18 protein-coding genes, 1 tRNA gene and 1 pseudogene are annotated in these 20,391 nt (G+C 62.4%); 15 read left to right on the forward strand and 5 right to left on the reverse strand.

The features are described 5' to 3' along the window. Positions 1-83: 83 nt before the first annotated feature. From thrS to U5782_RS07395, 9 genes are all read left to right on the forward strand, one after another. The gene (gene thrS / locus U5782_RS07355) at positions 84-1,991 is read left to right on the forward strand and encodes a threonine--tRNA ligase (protein WP_322043174.1); all 1,908 of its coding nucleotides are present in this window, start codon (positions 84-86) and stop codon (positions 1,989-1,991) included. Between the two features lie 49 nt (positions 1,992-2,040). Beyond that, complete coding sequence (infC, locus tag U5782_RS07360; RefSeq protein WP_322043558.1) at positions 2,041-2,562, forward strand: translation initiation factor IF-3; 522 nt, start codon at positions 2,041-2,043, stop codon at positions 2,560-2,562. Positions 2,563-2,864: 302 nt separating this feature from the next. Beyond that, positions 2,865-3,062: a 50S ribosomal protein L35 gene (gene rpmI / locus U5782_RS07365; RefSeq protein WP_027793434.1), complete on the forward strand. Its 198-nt coding sequence runs from the start codon at positions 2,865-2,867 to the stop codon at positions 3,060-3,062. 30 nt (positions 3,063-3,092) lie between these two features. After that, complete coding sequence (gene rplT, locus U5782_RS07370) at positions 3,093-3,452, forward strand: 50S ribosomal protein L20 (RefSeq protein WP_004192938.1); 360 nt, start codon at positions 3,093-3,095, stop codon at positions 3,450-3,452. A gap of 283 nt (positions 3,453-3,735) precedes the next feature. Then, positions 3,736-4,749, forward strand: coding sequence for a phenylalanine--tRNA ligase subunit alpha (pheS, locus tag U5782_RS07375; RefSeq protein ID WP_322043175.1), 1,014 nt, complete (start codon positions 3,736-3,738; stop codon positions 4,747-4,749). Between the two features lie 121 nt (positions 4,750-4,870). Then, positions 4,871-7,315: a phenylalanine--tRNA ligase subunit beta gene (pheT, locus tag U5782_RS07380; protein WP_322043176.1), complete on the forward strand. Its 2,445-nt coding sequence runs from the start codon at positions 4,871-4,873 to the stop codon at positions 7,313-7,315. Between the two features lie 82 nt (positions 7,316-7,397). Then, on the forward strand, positions 7,398-7,808 hold the full coding sequence (locus U5782_RS07385) for an integration host factor subunit alpha (protein ID WP_322043177.1): 411 nt from the start codon (positions 7,398-7,400) through the stop codon (positions 7,806-7,808). A 133-nt stretch (positions 7,809-7,941) separates the two neighbouring features. Then, entirely contained in the window at positions 7,942-8,340 is a 399-nt protein-coding gene (locus U5782_RS07390) for a MerR family transcriptional regulator (RefSeq protein WP_322043178.1), read from the forward strand. A gap of 130 nt (positions 8,341-8,470) precedes the next feature. Beyond that, positions 8,471-8,547: transfer RNA gene (locus U5782_RS07395), tRNA-Pro, on the forward strand. Positions 8,548-8,650: 103 nt separating this feature from the next. On the opposite strand, the gene U5782_RS07400 is transcribed toward U5782_RS07395, so the two are convergent. From U5782_RS07400 to U5782_RS07410, 3 genes and pseudogenes are all read right to left on the reverse strand, one after another. Continuing rightward, positions 8,651-8,983 (reverse strand): helix-turn-helix transcriptional regulator, encoded by a 333-nt coding sequence (locus tag U5782_RS07400; RefSeq protein WP_322043179.1) that lies wholly within the window; start codon positions 8,981-8,983, stop codon positions 8,651-8,653. Beyond that, a pseudogene (locus U5782_RS07405) lies at positions 8,976-9,303 on the reverse strand (type II toxin-antitoxin system RelE/ParE family toxin). The gene U5782_RS07400 and the pseudogene U5782_RS07405 overlap by 8 nt, the downstream one beginning before the upstream one ends. A gap of 184 nt (positions 9,304-9,487) precedes the next feature. Next, positions 9,488-9,868 carry a hypothetical protein gene (locus U5782_RS07410; RefSeq protein WP_322043180.1) on the reverse strand — a complete coding sequence of 127 codons (381 nt, stop codon included), beginning with the start codon at positions 9,866-9,868 and terminating at the stop codon, positions 9,488-9,490. A gap of 495 nt (positions 9,869-10,363) precedes the next feature. Between U5782_RS07410 and U5782_RS07415 the strand changes: the two genes are divergently transcribed. The 3 genes from U5782_RS07415 (at position 10,364) to U5782_RS07425 (ending at position 13,407) form a co-directional block, all read left to right on the forward strand. After that, complete coding sequence (locus U5782_RS07415; RefSeq protein WP_322043181.1) at positions 10,364-11,302, forward strand: DMT family transporter; 939 nt, start codon at positions 10,364-10,366, stop codon at positions 11,300-11,302. Between the two features lie 503 nt (positions 11,303-11,805). Next, entirely contained in the window at positions 11,806-12,372 is a 567-nt protein-coding gene (locus tag U5782_RS07420) for an acyloxyacyl hydrolase (RefSeq protein WP_322043182.1), read from the forward strand. A 177-nt stretch (positions 12,373-12,549) separates the two neighbouring features. Beyond that, positions 12,550-13,407, forward strand: coding sequence for a 3-hydroxybutyryl-CoA dehydrogenase (locus U5782_RS07425; RefSeq protein WP_322043183.1), 858 nt, complete (start codon positions 12,550-12,552; stop codon positions 13,405-13,407). A 48-nt stretch (positions 13,408-13,455) separates the two neighbouring features. Here U5782_RS07425 and U5782_RS07430 read toward each other — a convergent pair whose 3' ends face one another. Further along, positions 13,456-14,541, reverse strand: a complete 1,086-nt coding sequence (locus U5782_RS07430; RefSeq protein WP_322043184.1) for an aldose epimerase family protein — start codon at positions 14,539-14,541, stop codon at positions 13,456-13,458. 43 nt (positions 14,542-14,584) lie between these two features. Next, positions 14,585-15,847, reverse strand: coding sequence for a DNA-binding transcriptional regulator (locus U5782_RS07435; protein ID WP_322043559.1), 1,263 nt, complete (start codon positions 15,845-15,847; stop codon positions 14,585-14,587). Between the two features lie 313 nt (positions 15,848-16,160). Between U5782_RS07435 and xylA the strand changes: the two genes are divergently transcribed. The 3 genes from xylA to xylF all read left to right on the forward strand — a co-directional run bounded on the left by xylA (position 16,161) and on the right by xylF (position 20,301). Continuing rightward, positions 16,161-17,483, forward strand: a complete 1,323-nt coding sequence (xylA, locus tag U5782_RS07440) for a xylose isomerase (protein ID WP_322043185.1) — start codon at positions 16,161-16,163, stop codon at positions 17,481-17,483. A gap of 68 nt (positions 17,484-17,551) precedes the next feature. Next, the gene (xylB, locus tag U5782_RS07445; protein WP_322043186.1) at positions 17,552-19,042 is read left to right on the forward strand and encodes a xylulokinase; all 1,491 of its coding nucleotides are present in this window, start codon (positions 17,552-17,554) and stop codon (positions 19,040-19,042) included. A 230-nt stretch (positions 19,043-19,272) separates the two neighbouring features. Next, the gene (gene xylF, locus U5782_RS07450; RefSeq protein WP_322043187.1) at positions 19,273-20,301 is read left to right on the forward strand and encodes a D-xylose ABC transporter substrate-binding protein; all 1,029 of its coding nucleotides are present in this window, start codon (positions 19,273-19,275) and stop codon (positions 20,299-20,301) included. Positions 20,302-20,391 lie beyond the last annotated feature (90 nt).

The following is a 20,391-nucleotide window of genomic DNA, read 5'->3' on the forward strand; positions in this document are numbered from 1 at the left end:
GCGAAATTTTATCGGGTCGCCATAGCGGCGATCTCCCCCGAACACAATACGATGTGCCGCATGCGGCGCTTCTGGAGAAAAACATGGTTGCGATACGTCTGCCCGACGGTTCGGTTCGACAGTACGATCACCCCGTCACGGTCGCCGAAGTGGCGGCTTCGATTGGTGCCGGCCTCGCCAAGGCGGCGCTCGGCGGCAAGCTCGACGGCGAGCTGGTCGACACGTCGACGCTGATCGATCACGACGCATCGCTGGCCATCGTTACGGAAAAGGATGCCGACGGTCTCGACATCATCCGTCACTCCGCGGCTCACTTGCTCGCCTACGCGGTGAAGGAGCTGTACCCGGAAGCGCAGGTCACGATCGGCCCGGTCATCGACAACGGCTTCTACTACGATTTCGCCTATAGCCGTCCCTTCACGCCCGAAGATCTCGAAAAGATCGAAAAGCGCATGCAGGAACTCGCGAAGAAGGACGAAGCGGTCACGCGCCGTGTCGTTTCGCGCGACGAGGCGGTGGATTACTTCAAGAGCATCGGCGAGAAGTACAAGGCTGAGATCATCGAGTCGATTCCCGGCGATCAGGACATCAAGCTGTACTCGCACGGCGGCTTTACGGATCTGTGCCGTGGCCCGCACGTGCCGTCCACGGGCAAGCTCAAGGTCTTCAAGCTGATGAAGGTCGCGGGCGCCTACTGGCGCGGCGATGCGAAGAACGAGCAGCTGCAGCGCATTTACGGCACGGCCTGGACGAAGAAGGAAGATCAGGAACTCTATCTTCACAATCTCGAAGAGGCTGAGAAGCGCGATCACCGCAAGCTTGGCAAGCAGCTCGACCTGTTCCACATGCAGGACGAGTCGCCGGGCATGGTGTTCTGGCACCCGAAGGGCTGGACGCTCTGGCAGCAGGTCGAGCAGTACATGCGCGCCCGTCTGCGCGTGGCCGGCTACGACGAAATCAAGACGCCGATGATCATGGACCGCTCGCTCTGGGAAGCGTCGGGCCACTGGCAGAACTATCGTGAAAACATGTTCACGACGGAGTCGGAAAAGCGCGACTACGCGGTCAAGCCGATGAACTGCCCGGGCCACGTCCAGGTGTTCAACCACGGCCTGCGCTCGTACCGCGATCTGCCGCTGCGTTACGCGGAATTCGGCTCGTGCCACCGCAACGAGGCGTCGGGCGCACTGCACGGCCTGATGCGTGTGCGCGGCTTCGTGCAAGACGATGCGCACATCTTCTGTACGGAAGACCAGATCATCGCCGAGTCGATCGCCTTCAATACGCTGGCGATGAGCGTCTACAAGGATTTCGGCTTCGAACACATCGACATCAAGCTGTCGCTGCGTCCGGATTCGCGTGCGGGCACGGACGAAACGTGGGATCGCGCCGAACAGGGTCTGCGCGACGCGCTGAAGGCCTGTGGTCTGGAGTGGGAAGAGCTGCCGGGCGAGGGTGCGTTCTACGGTCCGAAGGTCGAGTACCACATCAAGGATGCGCTCGGCCGTTCGTGGCAGTGCGGCACGCTCCAGCTCGATATGGTGCTGCCGGAGCGCCTTGGCGCCGAGTACGTGTCGGAGGACAACAGCCGTCGTCGTCCGATCATGCTGCACCGTGCAATCCTCGGTTCGATGGAGCGTTTCCTCGGTATTTTGATCGAGCACCATGCTGGTGCAATGCCGTCCTGGCTCGCGCCAGTACAGGCCGTTGTGATGAATATCGCGGAAAGTCAGGCCGAATATGCCGCTAATCTGACCCAATCGTTGCAAAAACAAGGGGTTAGAGTGCAGGCGGATTTGCGCAACGAGAAAATTAGCTATAAAATACGCGAGCACACGCTTGAGAAGGTCCCGTACCTGCTGGTTGTCGGTGACAAAGAGCGTGAAGCACAAACGGTAGCCGTGCGTGCCCGTGGCGGTGTCGATCTGGGTGTGATGCCCGTCGACGCATTCGCTGAGCGTCTGGCGCAGGACGTCAAGACGTTCAAGTAAGCCACCTGGCAGCGCGGCTCGTTTTTTTAATTTTTAGAGGAAACGTAACATCGCTACGGATAAGTCGCATCGCATCAACGGTGAAATCTCTGCACCCGAGGTGCGTCTCGTCGGAATCGACAACGAGCCGCTCGGTATCGTAAAGCTGGCTGAAGCGTTCCGCATGTCGGAACAGCAGGACGTCGATCTGGTTGAAATTGCTCCCCAGGCTGTGCCGCCCGTGTGCCGCCTGATGGACTACGGCAAGTTCAAATACCAGGAGTCCAAGAAGCAGCACGAGGCCAAGCTCAAGCAGAAGGTCATCCAGGTCAAGGAAGTCAAATTCCGCCCGGGTACCGATGACGGCGATTACAACGTCAAGCTGCGCAATCTCGTCCGCTTCCTCGATGAGGGCGACAAGACGAAGATCACGTTGCGTTTCCGCGGCCGCGAAATGGCCCACCAGGAAATCGGCATGCGTATGCTGGAGCGTCTGCGCACCGACCTCGAAGAAGTCGGTCAGGTCGAGCAGATGCCGAAGATGGAAGGGCGCCAGATGATCATGGTGCTCTCGCCGAAGAAAAAGAAGTGATGCGGCGCGCAGTGGAGTGATCTACACTGCGCGACGTTTCAGGCAGTTCTCAGGTGTCTTGTGCGCTTAAGCGCAAGACATGCAGCAGGTTCCGGAAATGGCGCCCGCGCGCTGCACGCAAGTGCAGCTAACGGGCGTTTTTCCTGAAAGCGGCGGCGAGTTCGTCTTTTTTGAACGCGCAGGCTGCAAAACAAGTGGAGTGGGTTTCGAAGGGCGGTAAGAGGGCAAAAGCGCAGGGTGTCAAAGCCATGCGTGGGAGCCAGCCGCACACCCATGTCCATCAAATAATTGGAGTTTTTGTCATGCCCAAGATGAAGACCAAGAAGAGCGCCGCAAAGCGCTTCGTGGTTCGTCCGGGTGGTACCGTCAAGCGCGGTCAAGCCTTCAAGCGTCACATTCTGACCAAGAAGACCACCAAGAATAAGCGTCACCTGCGTGGTGCAACGGCCGTTCATGATTCCGATCTGAAGTCCGTTCGCGCAATGCTGCCGTTCGCGTAATCCTCAACCGACAACTCATAGGAGCAACTCATGCCTCGAGTCAAACGTGGGGTTACCGCACGGGCCCGCCACAAGAAGATCATCAACCTGGCCAAGGGTTACCGCGGCCGTCGCAATAACGTCTATCGCATCGCCAAGCAGGCGGTCATGCGCGCAGGCCAATACGCCTACCGCGATCGCCGCAACAAGAAGCGTGTGTTCCGCGCACTGTGGATCACGCGTATCAACGCGGCGGTGCGTCAGCACGACATGACCTACAGCGTGTTCATCAACGGCCTGAAGAAGGCTTCGATCGAACTCGATCGTAAGGTTCTGGCTGACATGGCTGTGTTCGACAAGGCTGCATTTGCTGCGATCGTCAAGCAAGTGAAGGCCGCCGTCGCTGCCTAACTTAGACAACTAAGTCAGGTATTGCGCAGGTTCGTTGCAGCAGCATCCGGTTGTTTCGGTGATGCTGCAACAAAAACGGGGCTCCTCACCGAGCCCCGTTTTTGTTGGTGAAGCGCTTCCTGCGCGCTTCATGTGCGGTCGCCTGGTTGCACGCTGCGTGCCGCCACTTCGCGCCGCTTCATGTGGTGCCTTCATGTCGTCGTGAACGCGCGTCACACTCGCGGACGGCCATGTGTAATGCACCGCTCAAGTCTCAAACACTGACGCTGAAAAGATGGGATCAATGGACCTGGACCAGATTGTCGCCGATGCGCAACGCGCCTTCGCTTCCGCCCCCGACGTCAACACGCTTGAAAACGAGAAGGCTCGCTTTCTGGGCAAGTCGGGCGCACTGACCGAACTGCTCAAGGGCCTTGGCAAGCTCGACCCGGAAACGCGCAAGACCGAAGGTGCGCGCATCAACGCCGTCAAGCAGCAGGTGGAAGCCGCGCTCAATGCGCGCCGCCAGGCGCTGGCTGACGCGCTGCTGAACCAGCGTCTCGCCGCCGAGGCGATCGACGTCACGCTGCCGGGCCGCGGTACGGGCACGGGCAGTCTGCATCCGGTGATGCAGACGTGGGAACGCGTCGAGCAGATCTTCGGCTCGATCGGCTTCGACGTGGCCGATGGTCCCGAGATCGAAACCGACTGGTTCAACTTCACCTCGCTCAACAGCCCGGAAAACCATCCGGCGCGCTCGATGCAGGACACGTTCTACGTGGACGGCAAGGACGCCGATGGCCGTCAACTGCTGCTGCGCACCCACACGAGCCCGATGCAGGTGCGTTATGCGCGTACGCACACGCCGCCGATCAAGGTGATCGTGCCGGGCCGTACGTACCGTGTGGACAGCGACGCTACCCACTCGCCGATGTTCAACCAGGTCGAAGGCCTGTGGATCGAAGAGAACATCAGCTTCGCGGATCTGAAGGGCGTCTACAGCGACTTCCTGAAGAAGTTCTTCGAGCGCGACGACATCCAGGTGCGTTTCCGCCCGTCGTACTTCCCGTTCACGGAGCCGTCGGCGGAAATCGACATGATGTTCGAACACGGCAAGAACGCGGGCAAGTGGCTCGAGATCTCGGGTTCGGGCCAGGTGCATCCGACCGTCATCCGCAACATGGGCCTCGATCCGGAGCGCTACATCGGCTTTGCATTCGGTAGCGGGCTCGAACGCCTGACGATGCTGCGCTATGGCGTGCAGGATCTGCGCCTGTTCTTTGAAGGCGATCTGCGCTTCCTGCGTCAGTTCGCCTAAGAACCCGCGACGTCGAAGCGACACATTCGCTAGCAGAGCGCGAGGCGGACGCAGCACCTGAAGACGGTGCGCGAGAACCCGCCTTCGCGACGGTCACAATCTGTCTGGAACGTAAAACCCCATGCTATTTCCCGAATCCTGGCTGAGAAGCTTTGTCGATCCGAAGCTCACGACCGACGAACTCGCCCACGCGCTCACGATGGCCGGCCTCGAAGTCGAAGGCCTGCGCCCGGCGGCGCCCCCCACCACGAAGATCGTCGTGGGCCGTGTGCTCGAAGTCGTGAAGCACCCGGACGCCGACAAGCTCAACGTCTGTCAGGTCGACGCCGGTACCGGCGCGACGCTGCAAATCGTGTGCGGCGCGCCCAATGTCGCGCCCGGCATCAAGGTGCCCGTGGCACTCGTGGGCGCAGAATTGCCGCCCGCGGAAGAGGGCGGCAAGCCCTTCGCGATCAAGCTCTCGAAGCTGCGTGGCGTGGAAAGCCAGGGCATGCTGTGCTCGGCGCGCGAGCTCAAGCTCTCGGAAGACCACAGCGGCCTGATGATCCTGCCGGAAGAGACGCTTATCGGCCAGGACATCCGCGACACGCTGAACCTCGACGACACCGTCTTCGAAATCAAGCTCACACCGAACAAGGCCGATTGCCTCTCGGTCTACGGCGTCGCGCGCGAAACCGCTGCGATCACCGGTGCGCCTCTCCAGGCGCCCGTGTATCCGAAGGTCGATGTCAAGCTGAACGAAACATTGCCCGTGAAGATCTCGGCGCCGGACCTGTGCGGCCGCTTCTCGGGTCGCGTGATCCGCGGCGTGAACGCGCACGCGAAGACGCCGATGTGGATGGTCGAGCGCCTCGAGCGTTCGGGCCAGCGCAGCATCTCGGCGCTCGTCGACATCTCGAACTACGTGATGCTCGAACTGGGCCGCCCGTCGCACGTGTTCGATCTCGACAAGATCCACGGTTCGATGGACGTGCGCTGGGGCAAGAAGGGCGAGACGCTCAAGCTGCTCAACGGCAACACGGTCGAAGTCGATGAAACCGTTGGCGTGATCGCCGACGAGCGCGAGATCGAAAGCCTCGCGGGCATCATGGGCGGCGACAGCACGTCGGTCACGCTCGACACGAAAAACATCTATCTGGAAGCGGCTTTCTGGTGGCCGGATGCGATTCGTGGCCGCTCGCGCCGCTACAACTTCTCGACCGATGCGGGTCATCGCTTCGAGCGTGGCGTCGACTGGTCGACGACCGTCGAGCACATCGAGCGCATCACGCAACTGATTCTCGACATCTGCGGCGGCGAAGCCGGCCCGATCGACGATCAGACCGTCAACGTGCCCAAGCGCGCGCCGGTCACGATGCGCGTCGCGCGTGCGAACCGCATCATCGGCGTGAAGATTGGCGCCGATGAGATCGCACAGATCTTCACGCGTCTTGGTCTCACGTTCGAACGCGACGGCGACGAAAGCTTCAGCGTCACGCCGCCGCCGTACCGCTTCGACATCGAGATCGAAGAAGACCTGATCGAAGAAGTCGCGCGTATCTACGGCGTCGAAAAGATTCCGGCGCTGCCGCCGGTCGCGCGCAGCGAAATGCGCGCGACCAACGAAACGCGTCGCTCGATCCACACGATCCGTCACGCGCTGGCCGCACGCGACTACGCCGAGACGATCAACTTCAGCTTCGTCGACGCCGAATCCGAGCAGGACTTCGCGGGCAACAGCAATCCGGTGAAGCTGCTCAACCCGATCGCAAGCCAGCTTTCGGTGATGCGCACGACGCTGTTCGGCAGCCTCATCAACGTGCTGCGCCACAACCTGAATCGCCGCGCGGATCGCGTGCGCGTGTTCGAAGCGGGTCGCGTGTTCCTGCACGACCCGTCGATCAAGGCCGGCGAGATGACGGTGGAAGGCTTCGCACAACCGAAGATGATCGGCGCGCTCGCGTATGGTCCCGCGCTCGACGAGCAGTGGGGCGCGCAAACGCGTGGCGTGGACTTCTTCGACGTGAAGGGCGATCTCGAAGTGTTGTTCGCAGGTCTGGGCATCGCGAAGACGCCGCGTTTCGTGAAGGCCGAACACCCGGCGCTGCATCCGGGACGTAGCGCGCGCGTGGAAGTCGATGGTCGCGCAGTGGGCTGGATTGGCGAGTTGCATCCGCGCTGGATGCAGAAGTACGACCTGCCGCACGCACCGATCCTCTTCGAAGTCGAGGCCGATGCGCTGATGGCCCGCGAGCTGCCGACGCCGACGGACGTCTCGAAATTCCCGCCGGTGCGACGCGATATCGCAGTGGTCGTCGATCACAAGATCGAGGTCCAGGCGCTGCTCGACGAGCTCCACAAGGGCATGCAAGAGGAGCCCGCACGGATTGTGCAGAGGGTTGCTTTGTTCGATGAATTTCGTGCAAAATCAAACACTTCCGGACTTGGCGCGGACGAGAAAAGCCTTGCCTTCCGGGTGACCCTGCAAGATACTGGCGGAACCCTTCAGGACGAGACGGTCGATGCGGCCATCAAGTCCCTGGTGGATCGCCTGGCTCGAGTGTATGGCGCCCGGTTGCGCGGATAAGCTCCACGGCTCATCACGTATCCGACATTGGCTTCCGGTTAGTGCAGTACTGGCAACCGGAAGCGCGCCATTTCAAAGATAGATGAACGAAATGAACTCGAGTGATTTCGAAGCCCTTCTTGCGGCACAGCGTAGCGCCATGATTCGCGACATTCCTGCCCCGTCGGCAAGCGCCGCGAACGACACGCCCACGCTGACCAAAGCTGAACTCGCGGAACTGCTGTTCGACAACGTCGGACTCAACAAGCGCGAAGCCAAGGACATGGTCGAAGCGTTCTTCGAAGTGATTCGCGACGCGCTTGAAGGCGGCGACAGCGTGAAGCTCTCGGGCTTCGGCAATTTCCAGTTGCGCGACAAACCGCAACGCCCGGGCCGCAACCCGAAGACCGGCGAAGCGATTCCCATCGCCGCGCGCCGTGTGGTCACGTTCCACGCGAGCCAGAAGCTCAAGGCGCTGGTGGAAAGCGGCGCAGAGGCAAGCTTCCCGCGCTAATCGACCGATCAAGGCATCATGCGCGGGATGACCCGCGCGCGCCCGCACGGGTGAATGGCAGCGGGCGTGACTGGCAACAACGGACTCTGGCGGCGACGCCAACTTGCGCAACCACCACGACGGCAACCCGGCGATGACATCGACAATCGAAAAGGTCGTCTTGCCTCCGATACCCGCCAAGCGCTACTTCACGATTGGTGAAGTGAGCGAGCTCTGCGGGGTGAAGCCCCATGTGCTGCGATATTGGGAGCAGGAGTTCACGCAGTTGAAGCCGGTGAAGCGCCGTGGTAACCGGCGCTACTACCAGCATCATGAAGTCCTGTTGATCCGGCGCATTCGCGAATTGCTCTATGAACAGGGCTTCACGATCAACGGTGCGCGCAACCGGCTCGACTCGCATGGTGCAGCGGTGGAAGAGGCCGCACATGGCGAAGCCGAAGAGGTGGCGGTGAGCGAAGGCAACATGGCGAGCGTCGATGTCGATCAGTTGCGCAAGGAGTTGCTGCACGTGATCGATCTGCTGGGGCGTTGATACGCGTCGAGCTTCGCGAGCTTGTCCAGATCGCTTTCATCGTGCTGCGAGTCGCTTGTGAAGATTCTTTTGATGAATTCCATTTAGGGCATTCAAATCGGCAAAAGGGTCTGTTATAATTTCTGTCTCTCGGGGCGTAGCGCAGCCTGGTAGCGTACCTGCATGGGGTGCAGGTGGTCGGAGGTTCAAATCCTCTCGCCCCGACCAGAATAGAAAACCCGCACGGTGTTAAAGCCGTGCGGGTTTTTTCTTTTTGCGCTGCGGCTGGGACACAGCGAGATCTGCTATCTGATCGCCATTAGCCGCTTCCTTATACGAGCGAGATCCTCAACGATTTGCCGCACGCGGCTGCGTACTTGCGTAGTGTCGAAAGTGAAGGCGAGTGCTTCTCGCTTGCGAGGCTCGCTTCGAGGCGAGATACAGCGGACGTCGTCGTACCCATTCGCGCGGCAACTTGCGCCTGAGTCAGTCCAGCCTCCTTGCGCGCAGTGAGCAGGGCGTCGAGAGCCGAAAACTCTTCTTCCAATGCCTCATAAGCAGCCCGGAATTCCGGGTCCTGCATCATTCGTTCGGTGTCGGCCTTGGTGTGCGGCACCGGATCGTATCGATCGTCGATTTCGGCGTGGTGTTTCAGCTTAGCCATTATCCAAAACCTTTTTCAGGCGCTGACGGCCTATGCGTAACTCGGCCGCCGGCGTTTCTTGTGTCTTTTTCACGAACGAATGCAGGACCACGATGCGGCGGCCGATCTGGGTGCAGTAAAACACTCGTCCAATGCCTTCACGACCACGCGGACGCAATTCGAACAGGCCATCACCCATCGCGCGCGAATGCGGCATACGCAGGTCGGCTCCGAATTTTTCCATGATGCCCAGAAGCCGCAGATAATCCGCGCGGATGCCGACTGGAAGAGAGAAGACCTCGTTTTTGACACGCTACGCTGTAGTACGCAATCGTCCACATGTCGACCAAATATTAGCAAATTTGCGAAATTCGGGCAAATTTGCCATAGGGCCGCCGTGCTTGCAATGAGCGAACGCAATGAATTGGTATCCGGTTGGTAGATGAGGACGATTTCCGCCGCCCAGGCGCGTCACAGTCCCAATGCTTCTCGACGCCGCCCCCGACAAGCGCCGTCAGAGCACCCTCATCGCGCCTCGACAAACTCCACGATCTCCCCGCTATCGCGCTTGAGATACAGGTCGCTGCCCTTCATGCGCACGTCATTGCACGAGTACGGAATCTTGCTGCCTTTGCTGCAAATCTTGCCGTCCTGCGCCTGCCAATCGCCGTGATCGGCGAATCCCTTGCTCGACTTGAAGTCGTAATCGCCGCTATTGCCGTACTGCACGTGCCACATGCTGCCGTCGGCGAGTTTGATGTCGAACGCCTTGCCCGTCAGGCGCTGCTGGATATCGGCGGCGCTGGGCGTGGTGGCGTCGGCGGGAAAGCCGCTGTTCTGGGCGAAGGCGATCGCAGCGGGTAGCAGGGTGGAAAGCAGAAGCAGGTTGCCAAACCGGATTTTCATGTCGTTCTCCTTGAGCGCTGCGCCGGAGGAGCGTCCAGCGCGGATGCGGCGGACGGGGCGAGACGATGCCGAGAAGCTGACCGGCGAGCAGAGCGGATCGGCATGCGACAGGGCGCCTGAAATGCGCCGCCCGCGCTGCCGACGCCTCAATCTACGCCGGCGCACAGACACGTTATGTGGCCTGGCGCACATTTCGCGGGGCGCGCGTTGACACTGTTAACGCTTTGAATTCAACAGGTTAGCGCCGTGTAAGCCGTGAATGATTGCGCAAGAATCGGCTGTTAGTTTTTCTCACATATCGACGAAAATCATTCGCTAGGAGAGACGCGCCGCGCACCTTACGATTAGCGCATTCCTCCGGTGCCTCTGTCACGTTCCGCATCTCGTCGCCATGACGGCGTTTGCGGGTGTTTCGCGTTCGCCTTTCATGCGTTCTTCGCAGCTGTTGCGGGCATGCCCGGACGCCACAACAAGGCTTTTGCCAGCGTCATCCCCATGAATCCGATCCAACTCGCCCAGCTCATTTTTCTCGCTTCCCTATGGGGCAGCTCGTTCCTCTTTATCCGCATCGGTGTGACCGACCTGGGCGTGGCGCCCTTGATGGCGCTGCGCGTCGGCATCGGCGCGCTGTTCCTGTTGCTCGTGCTGTTCTCGCGGCGCTCGCCGCGCGAGGCCATCGCCACCTTGCGCGAGCGCGCGTTGCCGCTGCTGGTGGTGGGCGTCCTCAATTCGGCCGCCCCGTTCTGCCTGTTTGCCTGGGCGGAACTCACGCTTTCGGCGGGCGTGACCTCGGTCATCAATGCGACGACACCGCTCTTTGGCGCAGTGGTCGCCTACGTCTGGCTCAAGGATCGTCTCACGGGCGCGCGCGTGCTCGGTCTCGTGATTGGCTTCCTGGGTGTGCTGGCGCTGGTCTGGGATCAGATCGCCACCCGCTCGGGTGATGGCGCGAGCACGTCGGCGACGTTGCTGGCGGCGGGCGCAGCGCTCCTCGCATCCGCGCTCTATGGTGTGGCGGCCAGCTGCACCAAGCGACACCTCACGGGCGTCGATCCCTTGACCGTCGCCGCCGGCACCATGACCGCTTCGACCATCGTGCTCGCACCGTTCGCGCTGGCCACCTGGCCGCACGCTGCGGTTTCGCTGCACGCGTGGGGTGCAGTGCTCGCGCTTGGCGTCGCCTGTACGGGCGTGGCGTATTTGCTGTTCTTCCGCCTGATTGCGGCAATCGGCCCCGCGCGCACGATCACGGTCACCTTCGTGATCCCTGTGTTCGGCATCCTCTGGGGCGCGCTGTTCCTCGGCGAGCGCGTGTCGATCGGCATGATGGAGGCGTGTCTCACGATTCTCCTGGGCACTGCGCTGGCGACCGGTTTCATCAAGCATGTGCCGGGCTTCGGGCCGCGTGCCAATCGCGCGGCAGCCAAGCAGTAAATCTGCCTTTTCTCGTGGCATGAATCGTTGCTCACACATCGATGTGTGAGCAACGATTGCGAGTTGTTTGTATGTCTCTTTCGCGTCACCTCCCTTCGCCGCATACGACCTTCCCCAGGTCCGCTTGATTCTCCGGCCGACATAATCCCCGACACTGATCATTAATAACTCCCCGCGATTATCTGCATGCGATTCGAGAGTGATTCACATTGCAGGCCTCGTGAATTCCACTGAAAGCATTAAGTCAGCTTGCGGCCCGCTGCGCTTGCGTGCGCGGGCGAACAACGGATTTGTTAAATCGCGCCTACACTGGCTCTTACGTCGTGCGATTCATTTGCAAACCGGCCTAATTCGCGCGTTGCACTGATCGAAGCCGTCTTGAATCGCGATGGAATCCGCTGTGCCCAGTCATGCGCCATGCGGCGCAGTGGAAACCGGTATCGAGGGAGAGCCGGCCGTGCGATGGCCGCGTCGTGAAGTGTTGTTTGCTTCCGGGGATATTCATGACACAAAGACAAAGGGTCTGGCAGGCCCGGGTGGCGCGTTGCGCCTGCGCGGCGGCGCTCATCCTGGGTGCGGCGGCGGCGCACGCGGATCAGTTCGGCGTTCAGTTCGGTGCGGGTGTCGCGGATCACGATGTGAAGAAGCTCGATCTCGGCCTCGTCTGGGATCCTGGGCTGCAATGGTGGCATGTCGCGGGTTTCCATTTCACCGTGGTGGGCGAGTTCCACGCGGCCTACTGGAAACTCGACGAAACGGCCGCAACGCAGCCGAATATCTGGGAGTTCGGTGTGACGCCGGTGTTCCGTTTCATCAAGGACACGGGCTGGATCCGGCCTTTCCTGGAAGCCGGCGTGGGCATCCGTCTGCTCACCCACGTGGAACTGACCCCCGACCGCACCATGTCCACGGCGTTCCAGTTCGCGGACATGGTGGGCGTCGGCGCGCAGTTCGGCGAGCACCAGAACTATCAGGCGGGTTTCCGTTTCCAGCACATCTCGAACGCGGACATCAAGACGCCGAATCCCGGCCTCAATTTCAGTCAGATCTACCTGCAATACAACTTCTAGTCCGCTCTGGAGTCCGTGCTGGGGGGCGCCGCCGGCCCCCCCGTCGCGCCGATACCCCTCCTGCCGCGCAACCCGTTACACTCTCTGCGTATGATGCAGTGCACCAAGTGCGCGGCATCACCGGTTTTTCCATAGACGATGTACCGGCGTCGCAGATAAAGGAGTGAGGAGCAAGGCATGGCAATCGAAACGGTTGGGATCGTGGGAGCGGGCACGATGGGCAACGGCATCGCGCAGGCGGTGGCCGTGGCGGGCCTGAAGGCGGTGATGGTCGACGTGACGGACGCGGCGCTGGCCAAGGGCGTGGCAACGCTCACCCATAGCCTCGAGCGGCTCGTCTCGAAGGGCAAGCTCGACGCCGGCGTGCGCGACGCGGCGCTCGCGCGCATCGAGACCTCGACGGACTACGCGCGCCTGTCCAGCGCCGATCTCGTGATCGAAGCGGCAACCGAAAACGCCGAGCTCAAGACGCGCATCCTCAAGCAGATCGAGGCCGCTGCGCGTCCCGACGCGATCATCGCGTCGAACACCTCGTCGATTTCGATCACGGCGCTTGCCACTACGCTGGCCGAGCCGTCGCGCTTCATCGGCATGCACTTCTTCAACCCGGTGCCGATGATGCCGCTCGTCGAGGTCATTCGCGGCCTGCAGACGCGTCCGGACGTGGCGGAATCGGTGCGCGAACTCGCGCAGCGTCTGGACAAGACGCCGATCGCCGTGAAGAACGCGCCCGGTTTCGTCGTCAACCGCATTCTCGTGCCGATGATCAACGAAGCGTTCTTCGTGCTGGCCGAGGGCGTCGCGAGCGCCGAGGAAATCGACGCGGGCATGAAACTCGGCGCGAATCATCCGATCGGGCCGCTCGCGCTGGCCGATCTGATCGGGCTGGACGTGTGCCTGTCGGTGATGGACGTGTTCCTCAAGGACTTCGGCGATTCGAAGTATCGCGCCTGCCCGCTGCTGCGCGAGATGGTGGCGGCGGGGCAACTCGGCCGCAAGACCGGCCGCGGCGTCTACTCGTACGACAAGGCGTAACAGGCATTTTGCGAGGCAGGATGCAGGCGGGCTCGCCTGCATCCGCATTCACGCGCGCACGCTCACCTTGTACTGTGTGACCTGGCGGTAGGTGCCGCCGGGCCGCAGCACAACGTCGTCGCATTCCGGCGCCGCCATATTGATCTGATTCGGAAAGCCTCCCGCTTCGAGGCACAGGCCCGCGTGTTTCACGCAAGGCGCGCCGTGGCGGCCTGGCTGGCCCGCCAGATAATTCCCCGTATAGCATTGCAGGCCGCGCTGATCGGTCGCGACCGAGAGTTCGCGCCCGCTGCCCGGCTCGTAGACGCTTGCCACCTGACGTAGCGCGGGCCGCCGCCCGGGCTGTTCGCCCCCACGCAGCACATAGCAATGGTCGATGCCGCCCGCGCGCGCCAGTTGCGCGTGCGGCCAGTCGAGCCGCGCGCCCAATGGCGCACCCTGGCGGAAGTCGAAGGCGCTGCCCGACACATCCGCCATGCCGATGGGGATCATTTGCTCGTCGACTTCCAGGAACGCGTCCGCGTCGATCGTCAGGATATGGCCGCGAATGTCGGCGCCAGGCTCCCCGCTGAGATTGAAATAACCGTGGCTCGTGAGGTTGAGCGCGGTGGGTGCATCGGTTGCGCCCTCGTAGGCGATCGTGAGGGTGCCGTCGTCGTCGAGCGTGTAGCGCACCTGCACGCTCACGTTGCCCGGAAAGCCGCCGTCGCCTTCGGGCGAGTCGAGGCGCAGCAGCAGCGCGCCGCGATCCTCTTCGACCTGCCAGAGCGCGCGGTGAAAGCCATTCGCGCCGCCATGCAGCAGATTGCCATTCTCGTTGCGATCGAGCGCGTGCTCGATACCGTCGAGCGCAAACCGCGCACCGGCGATGCGGTTGGCCCAGCGCCCGACCAGTGCGCCCATGTAGGTCGTGGCGGTGGCGTAGGCGACGGGCGTGTCGTGGCCGAGCAGGATATCGGCGAGCCGTCCCGCGCGGTCGGGCGCGTGCCAGGACACCAGCGTTGCACCGAGGTCGCTGATCGTCAGCTTCATGTCTTGCGCGTTGCGCAGCGTGTAGAGCCGGCAGGCATCGCCGCCGGGCAGCGTGCCCCAGGATTCGGAACTGATCGGGCTCATGTGCAGAGGGCTGTTCATGTGGCGTGGGTCGTGTAAGTCGGTGGGCCGGGGTCAGTTCAAGTCAGGTCGAGGCGACGCGTGCGCTGGCCTGGCCGCCGGGCGAGGGCGGCGCCACGCTGTCCTGATACTCGCGCGGCGTGCAGCCCAACTCGCGCCGGAACACCGCATACATGTACTGCAATGAGGTGAATCCGCAGCGGATCGCCACTTCGGCGCTTGCGGCATCGCGGCTCGCGAGCATCGCCTTCGCGGCATCGAGCTTGTGGCGCAGGATTTCCTGATGGACGGTGCACTGCAACTCGCGCCGGAAGTATTCCTCCAGCGAGGAGCGCGAAACGCCCACGTAATCGGCGACCTGTTCGGTCTTGATACCCTGGCACGCGTACTGGCGGATGAAGTGGCGCGCGCGCATGACGTGCGGGCTCGACAGCGGTTCATGCCGGGTCGATTCCAGCACGTTGATGCCGACGGGCGGCACCAGAATGCGCCGACCCGGAAACCGCGCGCCGCCCAGCATCTGATGCAGCAGGTGAGCGGCCGTCTTGCCCATTTCCTCGGTGCCCTGGATCACCGACGAAATCGGAATGCGCGTGAGGGTGCGCGTGAGCGGATCGTTGTCGATGCCGATGATCGCCACCTGCTCGGGCACGGCAATGCCGTGCATGAGGCAGGCTTGCAGCAAATGACGCGCGCGCGCATCGGTCACGGCGATCACGCCGACCGGCTTGGGCAGCGCATGCAGCCACTCGCTCAACTGTTCGATCGCCTGATTCCACGACGGCGCGCTGGTGGCGAGACCGCGATAGAGCGGCGCCGCCATGCCTTCTTCGCGCGCGAGCGCCTCGAAGGCCAGTTCGCGCTCCTGCGCCCAACGGTTTTCTTCGGCGACGGGCAGGCTGTACATCGCCAGATGCGGCAGGCCCGCACCGATCAGATGGGTCCAGGCAAGCGAGACGAGCTTGCGGTTGTCGGTGGCGATATAGGGCAGGTCGGCCGGATAGTGCGCGGCGTCTTCGAACGACGAACCGACCGCCACCACGGGGAGCCGGCAGCCGCGCAGCGCATCGGCCACGGCGGGGTCGTCGAAGTCAGCGATAATGCCGTCGCCGTCGAAGCGCTCGATGCCCGCGAGCCGGCAACGAAAGTCTTCTTCGAGAAACAGATCCCATGCCACGCGCGTCGAACGCAGATAGTGGCCGATGCCAGCGATGATTTCGCGGTCGTACACCTTGTTCGCATTGAACAGCAGCGCGATGCGATGGGTCGGGCGCGAGCCCTGTGAGGCTGGCTGTGAAGCGATTTGTGAAGCAGAGGCACGGTTCATGGCGGGTCGCGCGTTCGTCTGCGTTTCGAATGCGGCGCGCGCCGATGGCATGGCTGGCATTGCGCGGTCGCTCCTTTTAAGTGCCCGGTTATTTTAGGCCCGGTGTGGCGCGTGCGCTTGGGCAAAGCGGGAGATTGGCGAGAAACGTTACGCGTATCGCGCAATTTCGCAATTGCCGCTTGGCCTGCGAGACGGGCAGTATGGCTTCACCTTGCCGCATGCATATCGTGCGCCGCAACAAAGGGAAGTCCAAATCTAAATGGGACCCAGGGTAAGCGCTGACGCACTCAACCGGGTCGACACTGGAGACGCCATGTCGTATTTCGAAGCCATTCCCGCGATTCGCTACGAAGGCCCGCAATCGGACAATCCGCTTGCCTACCACCACTACGACCGCACGAAAAAGGTCCTCGGCAAGACGCTCGAAGAGCATCTGCGCATTGCCGTGTGCTACTGGCATACGTTCGTGTGGCCGGGCGTCGATATCTTCGGGCAGGGCACCTTTCATCGGCCGTGGCAGCAACCCGGCGACGCCATGCAACGCGCGCACCAGAAAGCCGATGCGGCCTTCGAGTTCTTCACCAAGCTAGGCGTGCCGTACTACACCTTCCACGACACCGACGTCGCGCCCGAGGGCAAGGATCTTAAGGACTACAAGGAAAATTTCGCGCGCATCGTCGGCTACCTCGGCGAGAAGCAGCAGGCGAGCGGCATGAAGCTGCTGTGGGGCACGGCGAATCTGTTCTCGCATCCGCGTTATGCGGCTGGCGCGGCCACGAACCCGAACCCCGAAGTCTTTGCTTATGCCGCGACCCAGGTCTGTCACGCGCTCGACGCGACCCACAAGCTGGGCGGCGAGAACTACGTGCTGTGGGGCGGCCGCGAAGGTTACGAAACGCTGCTCAATACCGACCTCGTGCGCGAGCGCGAACAGTTCGCGCGCTTTCTCTCGATGGTGGTGGAGCACAAGCATCGCATCGGCTTCAAGGGCGCGCTGCTGATTGAGCCGAAGCCGCAGGAGCCCACCAAGCACCAGTACGACTACGACGTCGCCACCGTGCATGGTTTCCTCACCCAATACGGATTGCAGAACGAAATTCGCGTGAATATCGAAGCCAATCACGCGACGCTGGCGGGGCATTCGTTCCATCACGAAATCGCGATGGCCTATGCGCTCAACGTGTTCGGCAGTGTCGATGCGAACCGTGGCGATCCGCAGAACGGTTGGGACACCGACCAGTTCCCCAATAGTGTGGAGGAACTCACGCTGGCGTTCTATGAAATCTTGCGCCACGGCGGATTCACGACGGGCGGCATGAATTTCGACTCCAAGGTGCGCCGCCAGAGCAGCGATCCCGAAGACCTGTTCTACGGCCATGTGGGCGCGATCGATGTGCTGGCCATCGCGCTGGAGCGTGCCGCCGTGCTGGTGGAAAACGACCGGCTCGAACAATTCCGTCTCCAACGTTATGCAGGTTGGGATACGGAGTTCGGCCGCAAGATTCTCGCGGGCGGTTACTCGCTCTCGTCGCTCGCGAGCGATGCCGTTGCACACGGTATGAACCCGCAGCATGTGAGCGGCCAGCAGGAGCGACTCGAAGGCGTCGTCAATCAGGCGATCTACGGCCTGCGCTGAATGCGGCTGTGACGGTAACCGGCGCCAGCAAGCAGATGGCGCCGGACCGCAATAAAAAGGATGGAGACATGTTCATCGGTATCGACCTCGGCACGTCGGGCGTGAAGGCGGTGCTGCTCGATCGCGCGGGCGACGTGCTCGGCAGTGCGAGCGCGCCGCTTACGGCGAGCCGTCCGCAGCCACGCTGGTCCGAGCAGGCTCCGCAGGACTGGTGGCGTGCCACGCAAGGCGCGCTGCACGATCTGCTCGATACGGTGCGCCGCAACGGCATCGACACGAACCGCGTCGAAGCGATTGGCCTCACCGGGCAGATGCACGGCGCGACGCTGCTCGATGCGCAGGGCGAGGTGTTGCGCCCGGCGATCCTCTGGAACGACGGTCGTTCGGATTCCGAATGTATCGAACTGGAGCGTGACGCGCCGGAGTTGCACGCCGTGGCGGGCAATCTCGCCATGCCGGGCTTTACGGCGCCCAAACTGCTGTGGGTCAAGAAGCACGAGCCGGAGATTTTCGCGCGCATCGCGCACGTGCTGTTGCCGAAAGACTATTTGCGCTGGCTGCTCACGGGTGTATTTGCGACTGACCCTTCGGATGCGGCTGGGACGCTGTGGCTCGATGTGGCGAAGCGCGACTATAGCGATGCGCTGCTATCCGCTTGCGGGCTTACGCGTGCGCAAATGCCTGAAGTCTTCGAGGGCAATGAAGTCACCGGCAAGCTGCGCGCCGATCTCGCGCGCGAGTTCGGCTTGCGCGAGATTCCTGTGGTCGCGGGCGGCGGAGACAATGCCGCGGGCGCAGTAGGCGTCGGCATCGTGCGCCCCGGCGACGCGATGCTTTCGCTCGGCACCTCGGGTGTGTATTTCGCGGTGTCGGACGGCTTTCTGGCGAATCCCGATTCGGCCGTTCATAGCTTCTGCCATGCGCTGCCGCACACGTGGCATCTGATGTCGGTGATGCTCAACGCGGCGAGCTGCCTCGATTTCACCGCGCAACTCACCGGTCATGAGAGCGTGGCCGCACTGCTCGCCGACGCACAAGCCCACACGAACACCGATATCGATGCGCGCCGACCGTGGTTTCTGCCGTATCTGAGCGGCGAGCGCACGCCGCATAACAACGTCAACGCCAAGGGTGTGTTCTACGGCATGACGCCGCAGACCTCGCGCGCCGATCTCGCCAACGCGACGCTCGAAGGCGTGGGCTTCGCGCTGCTCGATGGCATGGATGCGCTACACGCGGCGGGCCTCGTGCCCGAGACGATCACGGTGATCGGCGGCGGCTCTCGCAGCGCGTACTGGACGCAGATGCTTGCCGATATCAGCGGGCGCGCGCTCACGCTGCGCGCGGGTGGCGAGGTGGGGCCGGCGTTGGGTGCCGCGCGCCTTGCACATCTCGCCGTCGAACCTGGTGCATCGCTCGATACCGTGTGTCCGCAGCCGCCCGTGCTGGCGGTGCGCGAACCCGATGCTGCGCGCCATGCGTGGTATCGCGACGCGCGGCGGCCGACGTTTGCGGCGCTTTATCGCGCGCTTGAACCGGTATTCGCACGTAACGCCTGACGCTTGGTCCGCATTCACACGATTCACACGACCCGCAACACCACGTAGCACCTGCAAGACCCGAAGCACCCAGCCGTACCGCGCCCGACACCGCGCTGCCACGTTCCCGCTGGCGCGCGCGGATTCGTGCGCGCGCTTGACCGCTAGCCACATCGACATTCAATAACGTTCACGACGCGCTGCCGCCGCGCTACGCACGGCAAGCGCGCCACATCACGAGGAGTGGAGACATGAAGTTCGCCAAACGTCGTTCGGTTCTGGGTTCACTAGTCTGCGGCGCAGTGCTCGCGAGTCTGTCGCTGGCCGCACCGCTCGCGCACGCGAGCAAGGATCATCCGGAAATCGGCTTCTGTATCGACGATCTGCGCGTGGAGCGCTGGTCGCGCGATCGCGACTACTTCGTCGCCGCGGCGGAGAAAATGGGCGCAAAAGTCTCGGTGCAATCGGCCGATGCGAGCGAGGAACGCCAGATTTCGCAGATCGAAAACCTGATCTCGCGCGGCGTCGATGTGATCGTGATCGTGCCGTTCAACTCAAAGACGCTCGGCAACGTGGTGGCCGAAGCGAAGAAGGCCGGTATCAAGGTCGTCTCGTACGACCGCCTGATCCTCGATGCCGACGTGGACGCCTATATCTCGTTCGACAACGAGAAGGTGGGCGAACTGCAAGCCCAGGGCGTCTACAACGCACAGCCCAAGGGCAATTACTTCCTGCTGGGCGGCGCGCCCACGGACAACAACGCCAAGATGCTGCGTGAAGGACAACTGAAGGTTCTGAAGCCGGCAATCGATCGGGGCGACATCAAGGTGGTCGGTCAGCAGTGGGTGCCGGAGTGGAGCGCCTCGACGGCGCTGCGCATCATGGAGGACGCGCTCACGGCGAACAACAACAAGATCGACGCGGTGGTGGCCTCGAACGACGGCACGGCTGGCGGCGCGATCCAGGCGCTGGCCGCGCAGCATCTGGCGGGCAAGGTGCCAGTCTCGGGTCAGGACGCGGATCTCGCGGCAGTGCGGCGTGTGATGGCGGGCACGCAGACCATGACGGTCTACAAGCCGCTCAAGCTGATCGCGGGCGAAGCGGCCAAGCTGGCTGTCGATCTCGCGAAGGGCCAGAAGCCCGCCTTTAACTCGCAGTACGACAACGGCAAGAAGAAGGTCGATACGGTGCTGCTGCAACCGACGCTGCTCACGAAGAGCAACGCCGACATCGTCGTGAAGGACGGCTTCTATACGCAGGCGCAACTCGCGAGCCAGTAAGTCCGGCCAACGGGCGGCCCGGGCGCGGGATGACTTCGCGCGCGGGCCGGTTCAACGCAACTCAAGCGGACCGACAACGCGGACTGAAAA

Source organism: Paraburkholderia sp. J67 (genome assembly GCF_905220265.1).
Classification (GTDB): domain Bacteria; phylum Pseudomonadota; class Gammaproteobacteria; order Burkholderiales; family Burkholderiaceae; genus Paraburkholderia.